This window comes from Qipengyuania proteolytica (genome assembly GCF_019711565.1).
In the GTDB taxonomy this organism is placed as follows: Bacteria; Pseudomonadota; Alphaproteobacteria; order Sphingomonadales; family Sphingomonadaceae; genus Qipengyuania; species Qipengyuania proteolytica.
In genome coordinates this window covers 639,862-656,398 of record NZ_JAIGNN010000002.1, presented here as the reverse complement: position 1 = coordinate 656,398, position 16,537 = coordinate 639,862, and the positions used below count along the sequence as shown (strand labels likewise).

At 65.0% G+C, this 16,537-nt stretch carries 12 protein-coding genes and 1 tRNA gene; 7 read left to right on the top strand and 6 right to left on the bottom strand.

The annotated features are described in order from the left end of the window. The first annotated feature begins 61 nt into the window (after positions 1 to 61). Both K3172_RS12130 and K3172_RS12125 read left to right on the top strand, forming a co-directional pair. A complete protein-coding gene (locus tag K3172_RS12130) occupies positions 62 to 3,799 on the top strand; it encodes an endonuclease/exonuclease/phosphatase family protein (RefSeq protein ID WP_221590374.1) in 3,738 nt (1,245 codons plus the stop codon). Between the two features lie 165 nt (positions 3,800 to 3,964). After that, a complete protein-coding gene (locus K3172_RS12125) occupies positions 3,965 to 4,306 on the top strand; it encodes a response regulator (RefSeq protein WP_221590372.1) in 342 nt (113 codons plus the stop codon). 21 nt (positions 4,307 to 4,327) lie between these two features. Here the strand turns inward: K3172_RS12125 and K3172_RS12120 are convergent, their stop codons facing one another. Further along, positions 4,328 to 7,738, bottom strand: a complete 3,411-nt coding sequence (locus tag K3172_RS12120; protein ID WP_221590370.1) for a chemotaxis protein CheB — start codon at positions 7,736 to 7,738, stop codon at positions 4,328 to 4,330. 20 nt (positions 7,739 to 7,758) lie between these two features. Next, positions 7,759 to 8,301, bottom strand: a complete 543-nt coding sequence (locus K3172_RS12115) for a PAS domain-containing protein (protein WP_221590368.1) — start codon at positions 8,299 to 8,301, stop codon at positions 7,759 to 7,761. Positions 8,302 to 8,392: 91 nt separating this feature from the next. Here K3172_RS12115 and K3172_RS12110 point away from each other — a divergent pair, with 91 nt between their 5' ends. Next, entirely contained in the window at positions 8,393 to 8,665 is a 273-nt protein-coding gene (locus tag K3172_RS12110) for a hypothetical protein (RefSeq protein WP_221590366.1), read from the top strand. A gap of 3 nt (positions 8,666 to 8,668) precedes the next feature. On the opposite strand, the gene K3172_RS12105 is transcribed toward K3172_RS12110, so the two are convergent. From K3172_RS12105 to K3172_RS12095, 3 genes are all read right to left on the bottom strand, one after another. After that, positions 8,669 to 8,744: transfer RNA gene (locus tag K3172_RS12105), tRNA-Thr, on the bottom strand. 57 nt (positions 8,745 to 8,801) lie between these two features. Then, the gene (locus K3172_RS12100) at positions 8,802 to 9,686 is read right to left on the bottom strand and encodes a hypothetical protein (RefSeq protein WP_221590363.1); all 885 of its coding nucleotides are present in this window, start codon (positions 9,684 to 9,686) and stop codon (positions 8,802 to 8,804) included. After that, positions 9,670 to 10,995, bottom strand: coding sequence for a replication-associated recombination protein A (locus K3172_RS12095; RefSeq protein ID WP_221590361.1), 1,326 nt, complete (start codon positions 10,993 to 10,995; stop codon positions 9,670 to 9,672). The genes K3172_RS12100 and K3172_RS12095 overlap by 17 nt, the downstream gene beginning before the upstream one ends. A gap of 105 nt (positions 10,996 to 11,100) precedes the next feature. Here K3172_RS12095 and K3172_RS12090 point away from each other — a divergent pair, with 105 nt between their 5' ends. Together K3172_RS12090 and K3172_RS12085 are read left to right on the top strand one after the other, a co-directional pair. After that, positions 11,101 to 11,838, top strand: coding sequence for a PadR family transcriptional regulator (locus K3172_RS12090; RefSeq protein WP_221590359.1), 738 nt, complete (start codon positions 11,101 to 11,103; stop codon positions 11,836 to 11,838). A 77-nt stretch (positions 11,839 to 11,915) separates the two neighbouring features. After that, a complete protein-coding gene (locus K3172_RS12085; protein WP_221590357.1) occupies positions 11,916 to 12,338 on the top strand; it encodes a hypothetical protein in 423 nt (140 codons plus the stop codon). 1 nt (position 12,339) lies between these two features. On the opposite strand, the gene K3172_RS12080 is transcribed toward K3172_RS12085, so the two are convergent. Beyond that, positions 12,340 to 13,506: a glycosyltransferase family 4 protein gene (locus K3172_RS12080; protein WP_221590355.1), complete on the bottom strand. Its 1,167-nt coding sequence runs from the start codon at positions 13,504 to 13,506 to the stop codon at positions 12,340 to 12,342. A gap of 174 nt (positions 13,507 to 13,680) precedes the next feature. On the opposite strand from K3172_RS12080, the gene K3172_RS12075 reads away from it, so the two are divergent. After that, positions 13,681 to 14,838, top strand: a complete 1,158-nt coding sequence (locus K3172_RS12075; RefSeq protein WP_221590353.1) for a phosphoserine transaminase — start codon at positions 13,681 to 13,683, stop codon at positions 14,836 to 14,838. Positions 14,839 to 14,926: 88 nt separating this feature from the next. Further along, positions 14,927 to 16,510 carry a phosphoglycerate dehydrogenase gene (gene serA, locus K3172_RS12070; protein ID WP_221590352.1) on the top strand — a complete coding sequence of 528 codons (1,584 nt, stop codon included), beginning with the start codon at positions 14,927 to 14,929 and terminating at the stop codon, positions 16,508 to 16,510. The last annotated feature ends 27 nt before the right edge of the window (positions 16,511 to 16,537 follow it).

The following is a 16,537-nucleotide window of genomic DNA, read 5'->3' as shown; positions in this document are numbered from 1 at the left end:
GCCATAGCCCGCAGTTGGAGGGTCGATTCGCGCCCTCGCTTGCTTTCATGAGGGGTCACACATGGTCGCCGTTGCCACTTCGCGCGTCTTTTTCAACGAGATACACTACGACAATGCCGGGCCCGACACGGGCGAGTTCATCGAGATCGCCAATGTCGACGGCGTCGACCTGAGCGGCTGGACGGTCCTGCTCTACAACGGATCGAACGGCGCCGTGTACGACAGCATAGCGCTGTCCGGCAGCGACACCTTCACCACCGTGACCTTGCCCAGCAACGGCTTGCAGAACGGCGCGCCGGACGGCTTCGCGCTGGTCGATCCCGCCGGCATTGTCGTGATGTTCCTGTCCTACGAAGGTAGTTTCACCGCCACGGATGGTGCAGCCAATGGGCTGACGAGCACCGACATCGGCGTGGCCGAGAGCGGGACGACGCCGATCGGGCACTCGCTGCAGCTGACCGGTAGCGGCTCGACCTATGGGGACTTTACCTGGGCCAGCGAGCAGGCGGGCACGTCGGGCGCGGTGAATACCGGCCAGACGATCGGTGGTGCGCCGCCGCCTCCTCCACCCCCGCCTCCGCCGCCGCCCCCTCCGCCCGCGGCGACGAATGTATTCTTCAACGAATTCCACTACGACAATGCCGGCGGCGACGTTGGTGAGGCGATCGAGCTTGCCGGCACTGCGGGCACCGACCTGACCGGCTGGAGCATCGTCCTCTACAACGGCAATGGCGGCGGCGTGTACGGCACGATCGCACTTTCGGGCATCATCGCCGACCAGGACGACGGCTTCGGCACGCTCAGCTTCGCCGCTTCCGGCCTGCAGAACGGCGCGCCCGACGGGTTCGCGCTGGTCGATGCCGGCGGCAATGTCGTGCAGTTCCTGTCCTACGAAGGCGAGATGCTCGCGACGAGCGGCCCGGCAGCGGGCATGACCAGCATCGACGTAGGCGTCAGCGAACCTGGCAGCCCGATCGGCCTGTCGCTCCAGCTGGTCGGCAGCGGATCGAGCTACGAGGATTTCACTTGGGTCGGTCCGGTGGGCGACAGCTTCGGCGGCGTCAACGGCGGGCAGGACTTCGTGCCGCCGAATCCCAACGGCAGCTTCTACATTGGCGATGCCGCGGCGAACGAAGGCGATAGCGGCGTCACCGAACTGACCTTCACCGTGCGCCGCACCGGCGGCAGCGAAGGCAGCGTCAGCGTCGACTACACCGTGGTTCTCGGCAACGCGCCGCAATCGGCCGACGCGGCCGATTTCGCCGGCGCGCTGTCCGGCACGGTGGTCTTCGCCGACGGGCAGACCACCGCCCAGATCACGCTGCAGATCGCCGGCGACACCTTGCCCGAGCCGACCGAGTTCTTCCTAGTCGAACTCTCCAACCCTGCCGGCGGGGCCGACATCCGCGATGCGACAGCCAGCGGCACGATCGTCAACGACGATCCGCTCGACCTCGAGATCGGTCAAATCCAGGGCGAGGGCCACCAGTCGATCTATGTCGGCAATTCGGTGACCACCACCGGCATCGTGACGGCGGTCGGGCCGAACGGCTTCTACCTCCAGGACGCGGACGGCGACGGCAATGCGCGGACTTCGGACGCGATCTTCGTCTTCACCGGCTCGGCCCCAAGCGTGGTCGCCGGCGATGCCGTGACGGTCAGCGGCCTCGTCGAGGAATTCCTGCCCGGCGGCGACGATCGCAACCTGACGACCACCGAGCTGACCAATGTGACGGTGACCGTCGAAAGCAGTGGCAATGCGCTGCCACAGGCGGTGCTGATCGGACCCGACGGCATCGCCCCGCCGACCGAGATCATCGACGACGACCAGCTCGCCATCTACGATCCCGAGAACGACGGCATCGACTTCTGGGAAAGCCTCGAAGGCATGCTGGTCACGGTCCAGAACCCCGTCGCGGTCGGCAGCACCAACAATTTCGGCGAGCTGTGGACCGTCGCCAGCGACGGCGCCGGTTCGCTTACCGCGACCAATGTCAGCGAGGACGGGCTGGTCGTGATCGACGGCGGTGCCGGCGGGCTCGGCTTCTTCGACAGCGGCGCGGGTTCGGACTTCAATCCCGAACGCATCCAGATCGATGGCGGCTACACGTTGAACGGCGTCACCTTCGATACCCCGTCCGTGCGCCCCGGCGCGGTGCTGGATAACGTCACCGGCGTGATCGACTACAGCTTCGGCAATTTCGAACTGCGTCCGACGACGGCGGTGACCGTGGCGCAGGACAGCACCATCGCACCGGAAACCTCGATCCTGACCGGCGCGGCGAACCAGCTGACCATTGCGACCTACAACGTGCTCAATCTCGACATCAACGAGGCTGATGGCGACACGGATGTGGCGGACGGCCGTTTCGATGCGATCGCCTACGACATCGGCGTGGCAATGAACGCGCCGGACATCGTCGTGCTGGAAGAAATCCAGGACGACAGCGGTTCCGCCAATGACGGGACGGTCAGCGCCAGCATGACCCTGCAGGCGCTGGCGGATTCGATCTACGCCCAGACCGGGGTGGTCTACACCGTAGTCGACAATCCCTTCGTGCTCGATGGCCAGACCGGCGGCCAGCCGGGCGGCAACATCCGTGTCGCCTTCCTCTACCGCGAGGACCGCGTGGAGCTCGATCCGGCATCCGTATCGACTATCGACGACGGCGCCTTCGCCCGTACGCCGCTGGTCGCGACCTTCCATTTCAACGGCGAGGACGTGACCGTCATCGGCAACCACTTCACTTCGATGATCGGTTCCGACACGACCTTCACCGCCGACCAGCCGCCGCTCCAGGCGGGCGCTCTCCAGCGCGCCGCGCAGGCAGCGGCAGTGAACGCCTATGTCGACCAGCTGCTCGCTGCCGATCCCGATGCGAACGTAGTGGTGGCGGGCGACTTCAACGACTTCCATTTCGAGGAGCCGTTGCAGATCCTGACCGGCGAACTCGACTATGCCGGCGGCGCGGTCAGCGGCGGGAACGACGTGGTGCTGGGGAACCTGGCCTATCTGCTGGAGGCCAGCGAACGGTTCAGCACCATGTTCGAGGGCAATGCACAGATGATCGACCATATTCTCGCGAGCGGATCGCTGCTCGACGGGGCGGCGGTCGACGTGGTGCATCGCAACGTCACCACCGCGTCCGATGTGTCCGACCACGATCCGGTGCTCGCCCGTTTCAACATCGGCGTTCAAACCATCGCGGGCGGCAATGGCGACGACCTGCTACTGGGCAATGACGGTCGCGATCGCCTGTCCGGGGGTAACGGCCGCGATGCGCTGTTCGGCTTCGGCGACGATGACGTCCTGTTCGGCAACAACGGCATGGACGACCTGTTCGGCGGCGCGGGCGACGATGTGCTCGACGGCGGGAACGGGGCCGACCTGCTCGATGGCGGCAGCGGCATGGACCTGCTGATCGGCGGACGCGGTCCGGACACCTTCATCCTCCACGCCGATGGCGGCGCAGCCGACGCCGACGTGATCGCGGACTTCACCGGCCGCGGCTCCGGACCGGACACCATCCTCATCGCCGATAGCGCGGGGCGGACAATCGACTTCGTCCAAGCTGGGGCCGACACGCAGATCTATGCCGATGGGCAGCTGATCGGCACAGTGCTGGGCGCTCAGGCGGGCGCCGTGGAAGCGGCCACGGTTTTCGAGACGGGGATGCCCGCTTTCGAGCGGGCCTATGCGCCGTTCGCGATGGCACAAGAGCTCGGGGCGGACGGGTTCGCCTGGGCGCTGCAGCAGGTCGAACCGCTGCACACGGCCAACGGGCTCAACTTCGTGTGATGCCAGGAGGCGGCCGGTGAGTGTCCGGCCGCCTTTCATCCCCGCCGCGCCAGACTGCCCGCTCATGGGTAATTCGCCCTAGTGCCGGGAACTCGAAGCATACCAACTACGTTACACGCGCTGAAGAAAACTGAACTACGGGGATTCCCGCGCGTGCAAAAAGTGATGATCGTGGACGACGAAGCGCTCGTTCTGCTGGATCTCGTCCACACGGTCGAAGACCTCGGCTACAATCTTCATTCGGAATCGACGACGCTCAAGTCCGCGCTGGATGCGCTGGAACTGGGGCCGCCCGACGTCGCCCTGCTCGATATCGATGTCGCGGGCGAACCGGTCTGGCCGCTCGCCCGCAGGCTGAAGGAGGAGGGCGCGCCGATCGTGTTCATCAGCGCCAATCTCACTCACGGCGAGTTGCGCGAAGAGTTTCCCGCATGCCCGACGCTTGGGAAGCCGGTATCGCAAAAGGACGTTGCGCGCTCGCTCGAGGCGGCTCTCTCCCTTCGCTGAAGCGACCCGTTTTCCTCGATTCTATCGGCTGAAGCGGAGCTCTCGCCGATATCCGCCTTCCACTTGCGTCCCGGTCGCCGCACCCTGAAGCTGGCGGGCGGCGGTCTCGACCAGTTTCGTGCCGAAGCCAGGTGAAGCCGCAGCGCCGGTCTGTTCCGCCTGGCCGGTTTCGCTCCAGACCAGCGCGATGTCCTCGCCGTCCTCGGACCAGGCGATGGATATCCTGCCATCGCGAACCGCAAGCGCGCCATACTTGCTCGAGTTGGTCGCCCATTCGTGCAGGATCAGCGCGAGCGACGTGATCTTCTCGCTTTCGATCATCAGCGGATCACCGGATTTATCGACGCGCTGCTCGCTCAGATTGGGCCTGAGCACCGTGTCGATAAGATCCTCGATGCTGACCGAGCGCGGCTCCTGCTCACCGATCTGGTTGGTAAGTGCGTGCGAGCGGCCGAGTGCGTGGATCCGGCTCCTGAGGCTTTCCGCAAAGCCTTTCACGTCGTCGGTCTCGCGCGAGGCGATCGTGACCATGGCCGCGATCACCGAGAAGAGGTTCTTCACCCGGTGGTTCATCTCGCGGATCATCAATTCGCGCTGGGCGAGCATCTGGCGTTCAGCCGATACATCGAAGGTAACCCCGATGAATTTGCGGGAATGGCCCAAATCGATGAGTTTGCCGAGGCCGTGGAGCCAGCGCATCTCGCCATTGCCGAGCGGAATGCGGAAGGTCTCCTGAAAATCGCTGCCACCTTCGAGCGCCATGCGGAGAGCCTTGTTGACCCTGTCGCGATCCTCTGCGGGCATGGATGCAAGGATCGGCTCGAGCGTCTCGCCGGGATCGTCCTCCGCAATGTTGAGCAGCTCGCGCTCGGTCTCGTCGAGCACGGTCCGGTCGGTCGACGGCTCGTATTCCCAGATGCCGATCCGCGCGACCTCGAGCGCCAGGCGCAGGCGTTCGCGTTCCTCGCGCAGATTGCGTTCGAGCGAGAGGGCTTCGGTCACGTCGGTGAAGACCAGCGTGGCGCCGTCCACCGCGCCGTCGAGCAGGCGATAGGGGATCACGCGCAGGATGAATTCCGCCCCCAGCTCGTCGATGTGGAGGCTGGTTTCGCTCATGACGCCATCGACCGCGGCGCGGCGCACGATATCCGTCAGCGTGCGCAGATCTACCTTGGAAGGCAGGGCGGCGAGCGGTTTGCCCACCGCGTGGTCGTCGATCGGGAACAGGGTCGTCGCGGCTTCGGTGAAACTGCGCAGGTTGAGCGCCGCGTCGACCACGAGAACCGGCAGCTGCGTGCTATCGAAAAAGTTCTTGAGATCGGAGTTCGCCACGGTGAGCTGGTCGACCTTGGTCTTTAGCTCGTCGTTGACCGTCGTCAGCTCCTCGTTGGTCGACTGGAGCTCCTCGTTCATCGACATCATTTCTTCGTTGGAGCTCTTGAGCTCCTCATTCGTCGTTTCGAGCTCCTCGACCGTCGAGCGCAGGCGTTCGCGCGTGGTGCGCAATTCCTGCTCGAGGAATTCGGTCTGGCCGAGTTCGACGTCGAATTCCTCGAAATCCACCTCGTGCGGCTCGAGGCTGCCGGTTTCCTCGATCACGATCAGAAACGCCGCGTCGTCGATCAATTCGCAGACTACGCGTGCGCGCAACTTGCCGAAATCGGTAAGGATTTCGATGTCCTTGACCCCAGCCCGCTGGCGGTTCTTTCCCACCTTGCGGAGGAGAGGTCCGATGACTTCGCGCAGGCCCGGTCGTGCGAGCGTGGGCACATGGATGCTGCGTTCCAGCCGGTCGGGGAATTCGAGGTAGCGGCTCGCGGAGCCCCAGCGTTCCAGCAGCATCCCTTCGCCGTCGAGCAAGAGGCAGACCGGCGCGTAGCGTTCCGCAATGGTTTGCAGCGCGCGGACATCGCTGCCGGGCGCGCTGCGCGGCAGGTCCAGCCGGTCCTCTTCATTGCGGCGACGGCGCAGCGACTGCCCCATGTCGGCCGACAATTTGAGCGAATAATTCCCCTTGGCATGCTTGCGCCGGAAGATGCGCGCTGACTGGTCTATCGCCTCGAACAGATCGTCGTGCCGCCCGATCGTCTCGGAGGAACCCAGCAGGAGGAAGCCACCGTCTCGTAGGGCGAAGTGGAACAGCGGGATGACCAGTTTCTGCAGGCTGTCGTCGAAATAGATCAGGACGTTGCGGCACGAAATGAGGTCGATCTTCGAATAGGGCGGATCGCGCACGAGATTGTGCACGCCGAAACGCACCATGTCGCGGATCTTGGGTGCGATGGTGAACCGCTCGAGCCCGCCGACCACGAACTCGTCGCGGTAGGGGGCGGGAATGTCGTTCATCGCGGCGATCGGATAGGTCGCGGAACGGGCGATATCGAGCATCCGGTCGTCGATATCGGTGGCGAACACCTGGAAATAGGGTGCATTGCCGAACCGCTTGGCTGCTGCGGCCAGCATCATCGCGATCGAATAGGCCTCTTCCCCGCTCGAGCAGCCGGGTACCCAGACCCGGATTTCCTCTCCCGTCCGGGCGCGCGAGACGAGCGGGTCGATCACCTGCTCGCGCAGATTGTCGAAATGTTCGGTGTCGCGGAAGAAGCGCGTGACGTTGATAAGAAGGTCGCGAAACAGCGCGTCGCACTCGCCCATGTCCGCACGCAACCGCGCGAGGTATTCCGGCCCCTCGTCGATACCAAGCACCTGCATGCGCCGGGCGATACGGCGGTTCAGCGTGCTGCGCTTGTAGCGCGAGAAATCGTGCCCGACGGCGTCGCGCAAGACCTCGCATAGGCTGTCGATGAGATCGGTGATGTCGGTTTCGCGGTCGATTGCCGTGCTGACCTGGTCCCCGCGATCGAAATAGGACACCAGCGTACTGACGATGTCGCCGGGCTCGCGCACCATGTCGACCAGTCCGGTCGATATCGCCGAGGTGGGCATGCCGTCGTAAGCTGCGGTTTCGGGATCCTGCACCACGCAGACGCCGGCATGCTCCTTGATCGCGCGCAGGCCGCGGCTGCCGTCCCCGCCGGTGCCCGAGAGGATCACGCAGGCCGCGTGATCGCCCACATCCTCGGCGAGGCTTTCGAAAAAGTCGTCGATCGGGCGGCGCATCCCGCGCGGATCGGTGAATTCGGTCAGCGAAAGAACCCCGCGCTCGAGCGCCAGGCCATGACCCGGCGGGATCACGTAGATGTGATCGGGCTCGAGCGCTTCGCCGCCTTCGGCCTGCTTCACCGACATCGAGGTATAGCGTTCCAGCAGTTGGGCCATCAGCGATTCATGGGTGGGATCGAGATGCTGGACGACCACGAAGGCCATGCCCGGAGCGCCGTCGAAGTTGCTGAACATCTCGCGCAGGGCTTCGAGGCCGCCCGCAGACGCGCCCACGCCGACGATGGGAAATCCATCCACGTCCTGTGCCATGGCGACCCTGGTTCCCCCTCTCAATCCAGCAATGCCCTGGCGAGCAACGCCTGGCTGGACGCTAGCGCCTCCACACTGCCTAGAACAGCCCAAGAATCGTCCCGCGTCAACAGGTTGAGCTGCCTGAGATCTTCGGCCAGCGCCCGGTCGTAGAGGTCGGGATCCCTGGTCTTGCCCGGATCGATTGCGAATTGCGCGCCGAGGACCAGGCGGACGGTTCCCGACTGCGCCAGCTTGGCGAGGTAGACGAGGTTGAGAAAGGGGCGCCCGTCGCGTGTCACATTGGGCACGATGAAGCGTTCGTCGGTGGTGTCGGGGTCGGCAAGGAAGTGGCGCATCCGCTCGCGCACGGGCCCGGCATCGTTGTTGGGCTGGAGGAACCGACAGTTACGCCCCAACACCTCTTCGGGCGCGTAACCGCTGGTGTCGCAGAAGGCCTGGTTTACCCCGATCAGGGGACAGTCCTCGGCCTCGTAGTCGGCAATCGAAAGCGACACGCCGCTGCGTTCGAAAATGCCCTTGAGGCCGGTCGGAAGCTCCGAGTCGAGGAAATAGGCAGTCATGAATGGCGTCCTTTATCGCAAAGCTTCAGGCCTGTCCTGCGGCGCAGTTGGCGCGCTTGGCAAGTGAGTGCGACAGGGCTACCGCCGCGCCATGCAACTCGACGACCTCCTGCGCCGGTATTTCGGTACCGACGATCCTTCGCAGATGACCCCGGCGGCGCTGGAGGCGGGCAAGGAGCGATGCCTCGTCGACCTCGGCCTCGAGAAGGATCCCGGCAAGCGTTTCGCGCTCTGGTCGCTGCTGTTCATGCTGGGAGCCGCGCCCGACCTCGACGTCGCGTTCAAGACCGAAGAGGAGCGCGAGGCGGCGCGCAACTTCATGGACCTCATGATCGCGAGCGAGCTGCAGGACGGCGAGGACTAGGGATGGTGCCGGTTAGAGGATTCGAACCCCTGGCCTGATGATTACAAATCAACTGCTCTACCAACTGAGCTAAACCGGCGTATTTTCCCGTCCTGCCGCCTCGCCTCTCGAGGCGATTGCGAGGCGGGCATTTGGTTCACAGCGCCCCGAATGTCCAGCCCTCCGTTCGCGCAATTTCAGGCGATAGGCCGGCAGGCGACCAGTAGGCGGGCTTATGGGCCATCGCGCGCAGCCAGGCCGCGCTGACGAGCGCGTCGGACGAGTGATCGTCGATCGGGCCACTGCCCCTGACCGGCGGAGAGCCCAGCGCGCTGAGGGCGCGGTTCAATTCCTCGTAGTTCCGCAGCTTGGTCTTCGCCCCGGCGGAGCCGGCCACCCGTGCGGCGATGGAGGTGTAGATTTCGACCAGCACCGGACCGCTTTCAGGCAAGGGGTCGATGGGCCAGACCGAGACATGGTCGCCCAACCGGCTGAGCATGCGCATGCCTGTCAGGCTCGACTTGCCGACCTGCGCCGCGCCGACGAGGTTGAAATTGCTGACCGGGCGCACCCCCTGCTGGCGCTGTGCATGCTCGGCTTCGCGAAATCGGCCTTCCCGGGTCGGGGCGCCTGGCAACAGGAAGCGGTCGCCGACGTGGTCGCGCGAGTGGCGGAAGTAGCGAGAAACCTCCGGGTGGGCGAGAAAGGTGCCGCATTCGAGGTGCGGGTCTTGCTCGCACAAATCGTCGATCAGCGACCAGAGCGAGCGGGCATCGGCCGGGCTGTCCTCCCAACCCGGAAAGAAGGCACCGGCATCGGCGAAGGGCAGGGCGATGCCGAGATCCATGCCCACCAGCGTGTTTTCCGGCAGGTCCTCGAGCAGGATCGCCAGCACGTCCTCGCGGCTCCATGCGTTGCCGCGCTCGACCAGGATCGGCGCTCCGCCATCCTCATGGGCGAGTGCGAGCGCGATGCCCTTCTGGCGCGGGCCCTTCGCGCCCGACCAGTCGATCGCTAGGAAATGGCTAAATTTCCGCGTCACGGTCGCGCCGCAGCTTGTCCCAATAGTCGAGCCGCTTCTTCACCTCCCGCTCGAACCCGCGCTCGACCGGCGCGTAATAGGTCTGCGGCTCCATCTCGTCGGGCCAGTAATTGTCGCCTGAAAAGCCGTCTTCCGCGTCGTGGTCGTAGCTGTAGCCCTCCCCATAGCCGATATCCTTCATCAGCTTGGTGGGCGCGTTGAGAATATTCTGCGGCGGCATCAGGCTGCCGGTCTCTTTCGCCGATTTGAACGAGGCCTTCTGCGCCTTGTAGACCGCGTTCGATTTCGGCGCGGTGGCGAGATAGGTGCAGGCCTGCACCAGCGCGAGTTCGCCTTCGGGGCTGCCGAGGAACTCGTAAGCATCCTTGGCCGCCATGCACTGCACCAGCGCCTGCGGGTCGGCCATGCCGATATCCTCCACCGCCATGCGGACGAGCCGGCGCGCGAGAAAGCGCGGTTCCTCGCCCGCGGTGAGCATCCGCGCGAGGTAATAGAGGCTCGCCTGCACATCGCTGCCGCGCACCGCCTTGTGAAGCGCGGAGATGAGGTTGTAGTGCCCCTCGCGATCCTTGTCGTAGACCGCCACGCGGCGCTGCAGGAACTTGCCCAGCGCCGCCGGATCGAGCGGCTCCCCGATCTTCGCATTGTAGAGCGTTTCGGCCTGGTTGAGCAGGAAGCGCCCATCGCCATCGGCGCTGGCCACCAGCGCATCGCGCGCTTCGGGAGTAAGGGGCAGGGGGCCTTCAAGCTCTTCCGCGCGATCGAGTAGCTGGCCCAGCGCTGCGTGATCGAGCCGCTGGAGGATCAGCACCTGCGCGCGGCTCAAAAGCGCGGCGTTGAGGGCGAAACTCGGGTTCTCGGTAGTCGCGCCCACCAGCGTTACCGTGCCGCGTTCCACGAAAGGCAGGAATCCGTCCTGCTGCGCGCGGTTGAAACGGTGGATCTCGTCAACGAAGAGCAGGGTGCGCTGACCTGCCTCGGCGGCCTTGTCGGCGGCGGCGAAGGCCTTCTTGAGGTCCGCGACCCCGCTGAAGACCGCGCTCACGCTTTCGAACCGCATGCCAACGCTATTGGCCAGCAGGCGCGCGATGGTCGTCTTGCCGGTGCCGGGCGGACCCCACAGGATCATGCTGGAGAGGCGGCCCGCCGCGACCATCCGCCCGATCGCGCCTTCGGGGCCGGTCAGGTGATCCTGCCCAATCACCTCGTCGAGCGAAGCGGGGCGCAGCCGGTCGGCGAGCGGTGCATCTTCGCGCAGCGGCTCGGGCGCGGCTCCGGCTGGGAGGCTATCGGGAAAGAGGTCGGCCATTGGTCGGCTCACATAGGGTGTTCGCCGAGCTTTTGCATGGCCCTCTTGCGGGATTGCTATTACGATATATCTTAGACCTATCGAAAGATTCGAAAGGAATATCATATGAACCGATCCGGACGGCGCTGGAAACGCTCTTTCGGCTGGCCGATCCCGCTGGCGATCGAGGTCAACGGCTGCGGCGGCGCGGCGCGTGGATCACGCGGGAGTGAATTCGATTTCTCGGGATTCTTCGGCCCGGACGGACCCTTCGGACCGAAGGGCCCCTTTGGCCCGGATGGTCCTTTCGGTCGTGACGGCCCCTTCGGTCGCGGCGACGGGGATGCCTGGAACCGCCGCGCGCGCAGCGGCTATGGCGGGCGCAAGCGGGGGCGCATGTTCGCGCAAGGCGAACTGAGGCTCCTGCTGCTGAAGCTGATCGCCGACGAGCCGCGCCATGGGTACGAGCTGATCAAGGCGGTCGAAGAGATGACCGCCGGCAGCTACGCCCCCAGTCCGGGAACGGTCTACCCCACGCTCTCGCTGCTCGAGGACGAGGGGGCAATCCGCGAGGTCGCCGGCGGCGACGAGCCGCGCAAGGCGTTCGAAGCGACCGTCCAGGGTCGGGAGGAACTCGAAGATCGCAAGGCCGAGGCCGAGGCCCTGATCGAGCGGCTTTCCGGCCATGGCGAGCGGCATGCGCAGCGCGGCAAGGCCTTTGCGACGCCCGAGATGTTTCGCGCACTCGGCAATTTGGCCAACGTGCTCAAGCATCGCGCCCGTTCTGGCAAGCTCGACGAAGAGACGATCGAGCAGATCGTCGACCTCGTGGACGAGCTGGCCAAGAAGATCGAGCGGCTCTGATCCGCTCCCCGACTTGCACCTTTCGCGCCTGCAGCTAGTCTGCGGCGCGACAGGTCGCTTTAGGGAGGGAGAGATCGATGGACGCTACCGTCAAGACGCCATGGCACCTGTGGGCCGTGGGGGTGGTGACCCTGCTGTGGAATGCGGTAGGGATCATGAGCTACATGATGACCGAGCTGGGCCAGCTCGACGCTTTGGGCATGACGCCCGACCAGATCGCCTATTTCGATACTTTTCCGGCCTGGGCGACCGCGTTTTGGGCGCTGGGCGTGTGGGGGGCTTTCTTCGGTTCGGTCCTGCTCCTCCTGCGCTCGCGCTTCGCGGTGCATTCGCTGGCGATCTCGGTCGTCGGGCTGATCGGGACGACCTATTTCCAGCGCGTCGCGACCACTCTGCCGGCAGACATGCAGAACAACGGGCTCGACCTGGCGATCTGGGTGATCACGCTGTTCACCCTGTGGTATGCGCTGAAGATGCGGCGCGAGGGCGTACTGCGCTGAATCAATGTCCGCGCTGCGCGTGCAGCCGTAGATAGGTGTCGAGTACCGCCTGGTTGATCGCATCCCAGGAATAGGCGCGGGCCGCTTCCTCGCCCGCTGCGCCATGGGCGAGGCGGAGGGCATCGTCGGTGCAATAAGGCGCAAGCGCCTCGGCGCAGCCCTTGGGAAAGGCGCTCGACTTGGACGGCGGTACGAGACGGCCGGTCACGCCTTCGGTGACGAGGCTTGCGGCGCCGGTCGCGCCGGCAGCGACCACGGGAAGGCCGCAGGCCATCGCCTCGAGCGTCACGTTGCCGAAGGTTTCGGTGATCGAGGGATTGAAAAAGATGTCCCCGCTCGCCAGCGCACGGCCGAGGTCCGCGCCGGATTGAAAGCCGACGAAAGTGCCACCCGGCAACGCCTTCTCAAACCACTCGCGCGCCGGCCCGTCCCCGATGACGAGGACCTTGTGTCGGACCTGACGCTTGCGCAGTTCGACGACGGTGTCGGCGAACACGTCGAGGCCCTTTTCCATGACCAGTCGACCGAGGAAAACGATGGCGACATCATCTTCGGCGAGGCCGTTCGCGTGGCGCCAAGCCATGTCGCGTTTCGAGGGATCGAAGATGGTTCGATCCACGCCGCGCGACCAGAGCGAGATGTCCTCGTGCATGCCTTGCGCCTTCAACTCATCGATCTGGCTCTGCGAAGGCGCCACCAGCGCATCGCACCGATGGTAAAAGCGGCGCAGCAGCCCTTCCACCGCAGGTTCCAGGAACCCGAGCCCGTAGTAGCGCGGATAGGTTTCGAACCTGGTGTGGACGCTGGCGAGTATCGGGATGTCACGCTCGCGCGCCCATTTGACTGCGGCATGGCCCGTCGGATCGGGAGCCGAGACGTGGACGAGGTTCGGTTTGAACGCCTCGAGATCGCGCCGCTGCTCTTTTCCGAGACCGAGAGTGAGACGGTATTCGCCGCGATTTCTCACCGGCATGCGCGTGTTCGGCACATCAACTAGGTCGCCGGTCGGCGGGAAGTCTGGGTTCTCGACGACCGGCGCGTAAACGCGCAGCGCCGCTCCCTGCCGCAAGAGGTAATCGGCGAGGCGGTTGAGCGCCTGGTTACACCCGTCGCGGGTGTAGTTGTAGTTGCCGCTGAACAGCGCGATCCGGAGGTCGTTTGCTTCCATTGCCTGCGCCCATAGGGCCCGGGACCGAATTTGGCGAGAGGGCGTTGACCCGGCAGAGCAACCGGCCTGTCTCTGCATTGCTATTTCGCATTGACTTCCTGCGGCGCAACATTAGTGCGGCCGACGGGCCACGCGGTCCCAACGCCGCGCGTGCTCTCTGCAAGGAGAGAATACATGACTGCCGAACCGACGCTCAAGCCTGAGCGCCCTTTCTTTTCGTCCGGTCCGACCGCCAAGCACAAGGGCTGGTCTGCCACCAATCTCAAAACCGAATCGCTCGGACGCTCGCATCGTAGCGCCCTCGGCAAGTCGCGTCTGAAATACGCTATCGACCTGTCGAAGGAGATGCTCGGCGTGCCCGAGGATTACCTGGTCGGCATCATGCCCGCCTCGGACACCGGCGCGCTCGAATGCGCGATGTGGACGATGCTGAGCCCGGACCGCCCGGCGACCGTCGCGGCGTGGGAAAGCTTCGGTAACGTCTGGATCCAGGACGCGGTCAAGCAGCTCAAGCTGCCCAAGTTGACCACGCTCGACGCCGATTACGGCGAGATTCCCGATCTTGCGAGCATTCCGCAGGACAATGATGTCGTCTTCACCTGGAACGGCACCACCTCCGGCGCCAAAATCCCGAACACGGACTGGCTCGCGCCCGGCCGTGAAGGGGTGACCATCAACGACGCCACCAGCGCCGTCTTCGCGATGGAGATGGACTGGCCCAAGCTCGATGCGACGACCTACAGCTGGCAGAAGGTGATGGGCAGCGAAGCCCAGCACGGCATGCTGATCCTATCGCCCAAGGCCGTCCAGCGGATCGAGGAATACGATCCGGCATGGCCGCTGCCCAAGCTCTTCCGCCTGAAGAAAGGCGGCAAGATCAACGAGGGCATCTTCCGCGGCGAGACCATCAACACCCCGTCGATGCTCGCAACCGAGGATTACATCGAGGCGCTCGAATGGGCGCAGGCACTCGGCGGGCGCAAGGCGCTGATCGAGAAGTCGGAAGCCAATGCCAGGGTGGTGCTTGACTGGATCGAGGCGACCCCGTGGCTGCGCAACATGGTCTCCAACCCCGCACAGCGCACCAACACCGGCGTGTGCTTCGTCTTCCAGGGCGAATGGTTCGATAGCCTGTCCGATGAGGACAAGGCGAACGTGCCCAAGAAGGTGGTGAAGCTGCTCGAGGACCGCGGGGTCGGCTACGACTTCAACGGCTATCGCGATGCCCCGCCGTCTCTCCGCATTTGGTGCGGCGCGACCGTGGAACAGGAAGACCTCGAGCGTCTCCTGCCGTGGATCGAATGGGCCTACGTGCAGGTCAAGGCCGGCTGATCCGGCGGGCGGCCCGGCAAGCGGGTCGCCGCCAATCCCTTATCTCTATCCCGGCGCTGATCCGGGAAAACGACAGGACAACTCCGTCATGAGCAAACCCAAAGTCCTCATCTCCGACAAGATGGACCCGAACGCCGCGAAGATTTTCGAAGAGCGCGGCTGCGACGTCGACGTCATCACCGGCGAAACGCCCGAAGAACTTGCCGCCCGCATCGGCGAATACGATGGCCTCGCCATCCGCTCCTCGACCAAGGTGACGCCTGCCATCCTCGACGCGGCGACCAATCTGAAAGTCATCGGCCGCGCCGGTATCGGCGTCGACAATGTCGACATCCCCTATGCCAGCAGCAAGGGCGTCGTCGTCATGAACACGCCGTTTGGCAACTCCATCACCACCGCCGAACACGCCATCGCGATGATGTTCGCGCTCGCCCGCCAGATCCCGCAGGCCAATGCCCGCACGCAGGCCGGCGAATGGCCCAAGAACGATTTCATGGGCGTCGAACTGACCGGCAAGACGCTCGGCCTGATCGGCGCGGGCAATATCGGCTCGATCGTGGCCGCGCGCGCGCTGGGCCTGAAGATGAAGGTCGTCGCCTTCGACCCCTTCCTGACCGCGGAGCGCGCCATCGAGATCGGTGTGGAAAAGGTGGATCTCGACACGCTGCTCGCGCGTGCCGATTTCATCACGCTGCACACCCCGCTGACCGACGAGACGCGCAACATTCTCTCGGCCGAAAACCTCGCCAAGACCAAGAAGGGCGTGCGGATCATCAACTGCGCGCGCGGCGGATTGATCGATGAAGCGGCGCTGGCCGACGCGCTCGACAGCGGCCAGGTTGCGGGCGCCGCGCTCGACGTGTTCCAGACCGAACCGGCCAAGGAATCGCCGCTGTTCGGCAAGCCCAATTTCATCTGCACGCCGCACCTCGGCGCGAGCACCACCGAAGCGCAGGTCAATGTCGCGCTGCAGGTGGCCGAGCAGATGGCCGACTACCTCGTCAATGGCGGGGTTACCAACGCCCTCAACATGCCGAGCCTCAGCGCCGAGGAAGCGCCCAAGCTCAAGCCCTACATGGGCCTTGCCGAAAAGCTCGGCAGCCTGGTCGGCCAGCTGGCGCATGGCAACCTCACCAAGATCAGCATCGAGCGCGAGGGTGCGGCGGCAGAACTGTCCGGCAAGCCGATCGAAGGCGCGGTGCTCGCGGGCCTGATGCGCCAGTATTCGGACACGGTGAACATGGTCAACGCCCCCTTCCTCGCGAAGGAGCGCGGGCTCGATATCCGGTCGATCCGGCACGAGAAGGAAGGCGCCTACAACACGCTGATCCGGGTGACCGTGGGCACCGAGCAGGGCGACCGTTCGGTTGCGGGCACGCTGTTCGGGGCGGAAGCGCCGCGCCTCGTCGAGATGTTCGGTGTGCGTATCGAGGCCGAACTCGAGGGCCACATGCTCTATATCGTCAACCAGGACGCGCCCGGCTTCATCGGCCGGATCGGTTCGCTGCTGGGCGAGAACGGCATCAACATCGGCACCTTCAACCTCGGTCGCCGCGAAGCGGGCGGGGAAGCGACCCTGCTGCTCAGCGTCGACCAGCCGATCCCGCAGGACGTGGTCAAGCAGGCCTGCGCGCTCGAGGGCGTCAAGGTCGTGATGCCGCTGGCATTCTGACCCTCGATAGGGCAGGGGGCGCGGCGC

Excerpts from the sequence above, each read along its gene's own strand:
- K3172_RS12115 (WP_221590368.1), bottom strand. The coding sequence starts at position 8,301 with ATGACTGCCTATTTCCTCGACTCGGAGCTTCCGACCGGCCTCAAGGGC.
- serA (WP_221590352.1), top strand. The coding sequence starts at position 14,927 with ATGAGCAAACCCAAAGTCCTCATCTCCGACAAGATGGACCCGAACGCC.
- K3172_RS12095 (WP_221590361.1), bottom strand. The coding sequence starts at position 10,995 with ATGGCCGACCTCTTTCCCGATAGCCTCCCAGCCGGAGCCGCGCCCGAG.
- K3172_RS12130 (WP_221590374.1), top strand. The coding sequence starts at position 62 with ATGGTCGCCGTTGCCACTTCGCGCGTCTTTTTCAACGAGATACACTAC.
- K3172_RS12120 (WP_221590370.1), bottom strand. The coding sequence starts at position 7,738 with ATGGCACAGGACGTGGATGGATTTCCCATCGTCGGCGTGGGCGCGTCT.
- K3172_RS12125 (WP_221590372.1), top strand. The coding sequence starts at position 3,965 with ATGATCGTGGACGACGAAGCGCTCGTTCTGCTGGATCTCGTCCACACG.
- K3172_RS12085 (WP_221590357.1), top strand. The coding sequence starts at position 11,916 with ATGGACGCTACCGTCAAGACGCCATGGCACCTGTGGGCCGTGGGGGTG.
- K3172_RS12075 (WP_221590353.1), top strand. The coding sequence starts at position 13,681 with ATGACTGCCGAACCGACGCTCAAGCCTGAGCGCCCTTTCTTTTCGTCC.
- K3172_RS12080 (WP_221590355.1), bottom strand. The coding sequence starts at position 13,506 with ATGGAAGCAAACGACCTCCGGATCGCGCTGTTCAGCGGCAACTACAAC.
- K3172_RS12110 (WP_221590366.1), top strand. The coding sequence starts at position 8,393 with ATGCAACTCGACGACCTCCTGCGCCGGTATTTCGGTACCGACGATCCT.
- K3172_RS12090 (WP_221590359.1), top strand. The coding sequence starts at position 11,101 with ATGAACCGATCCGGACGGCGCTGGAAACGCTCTTTCGGCTGGCCGATC.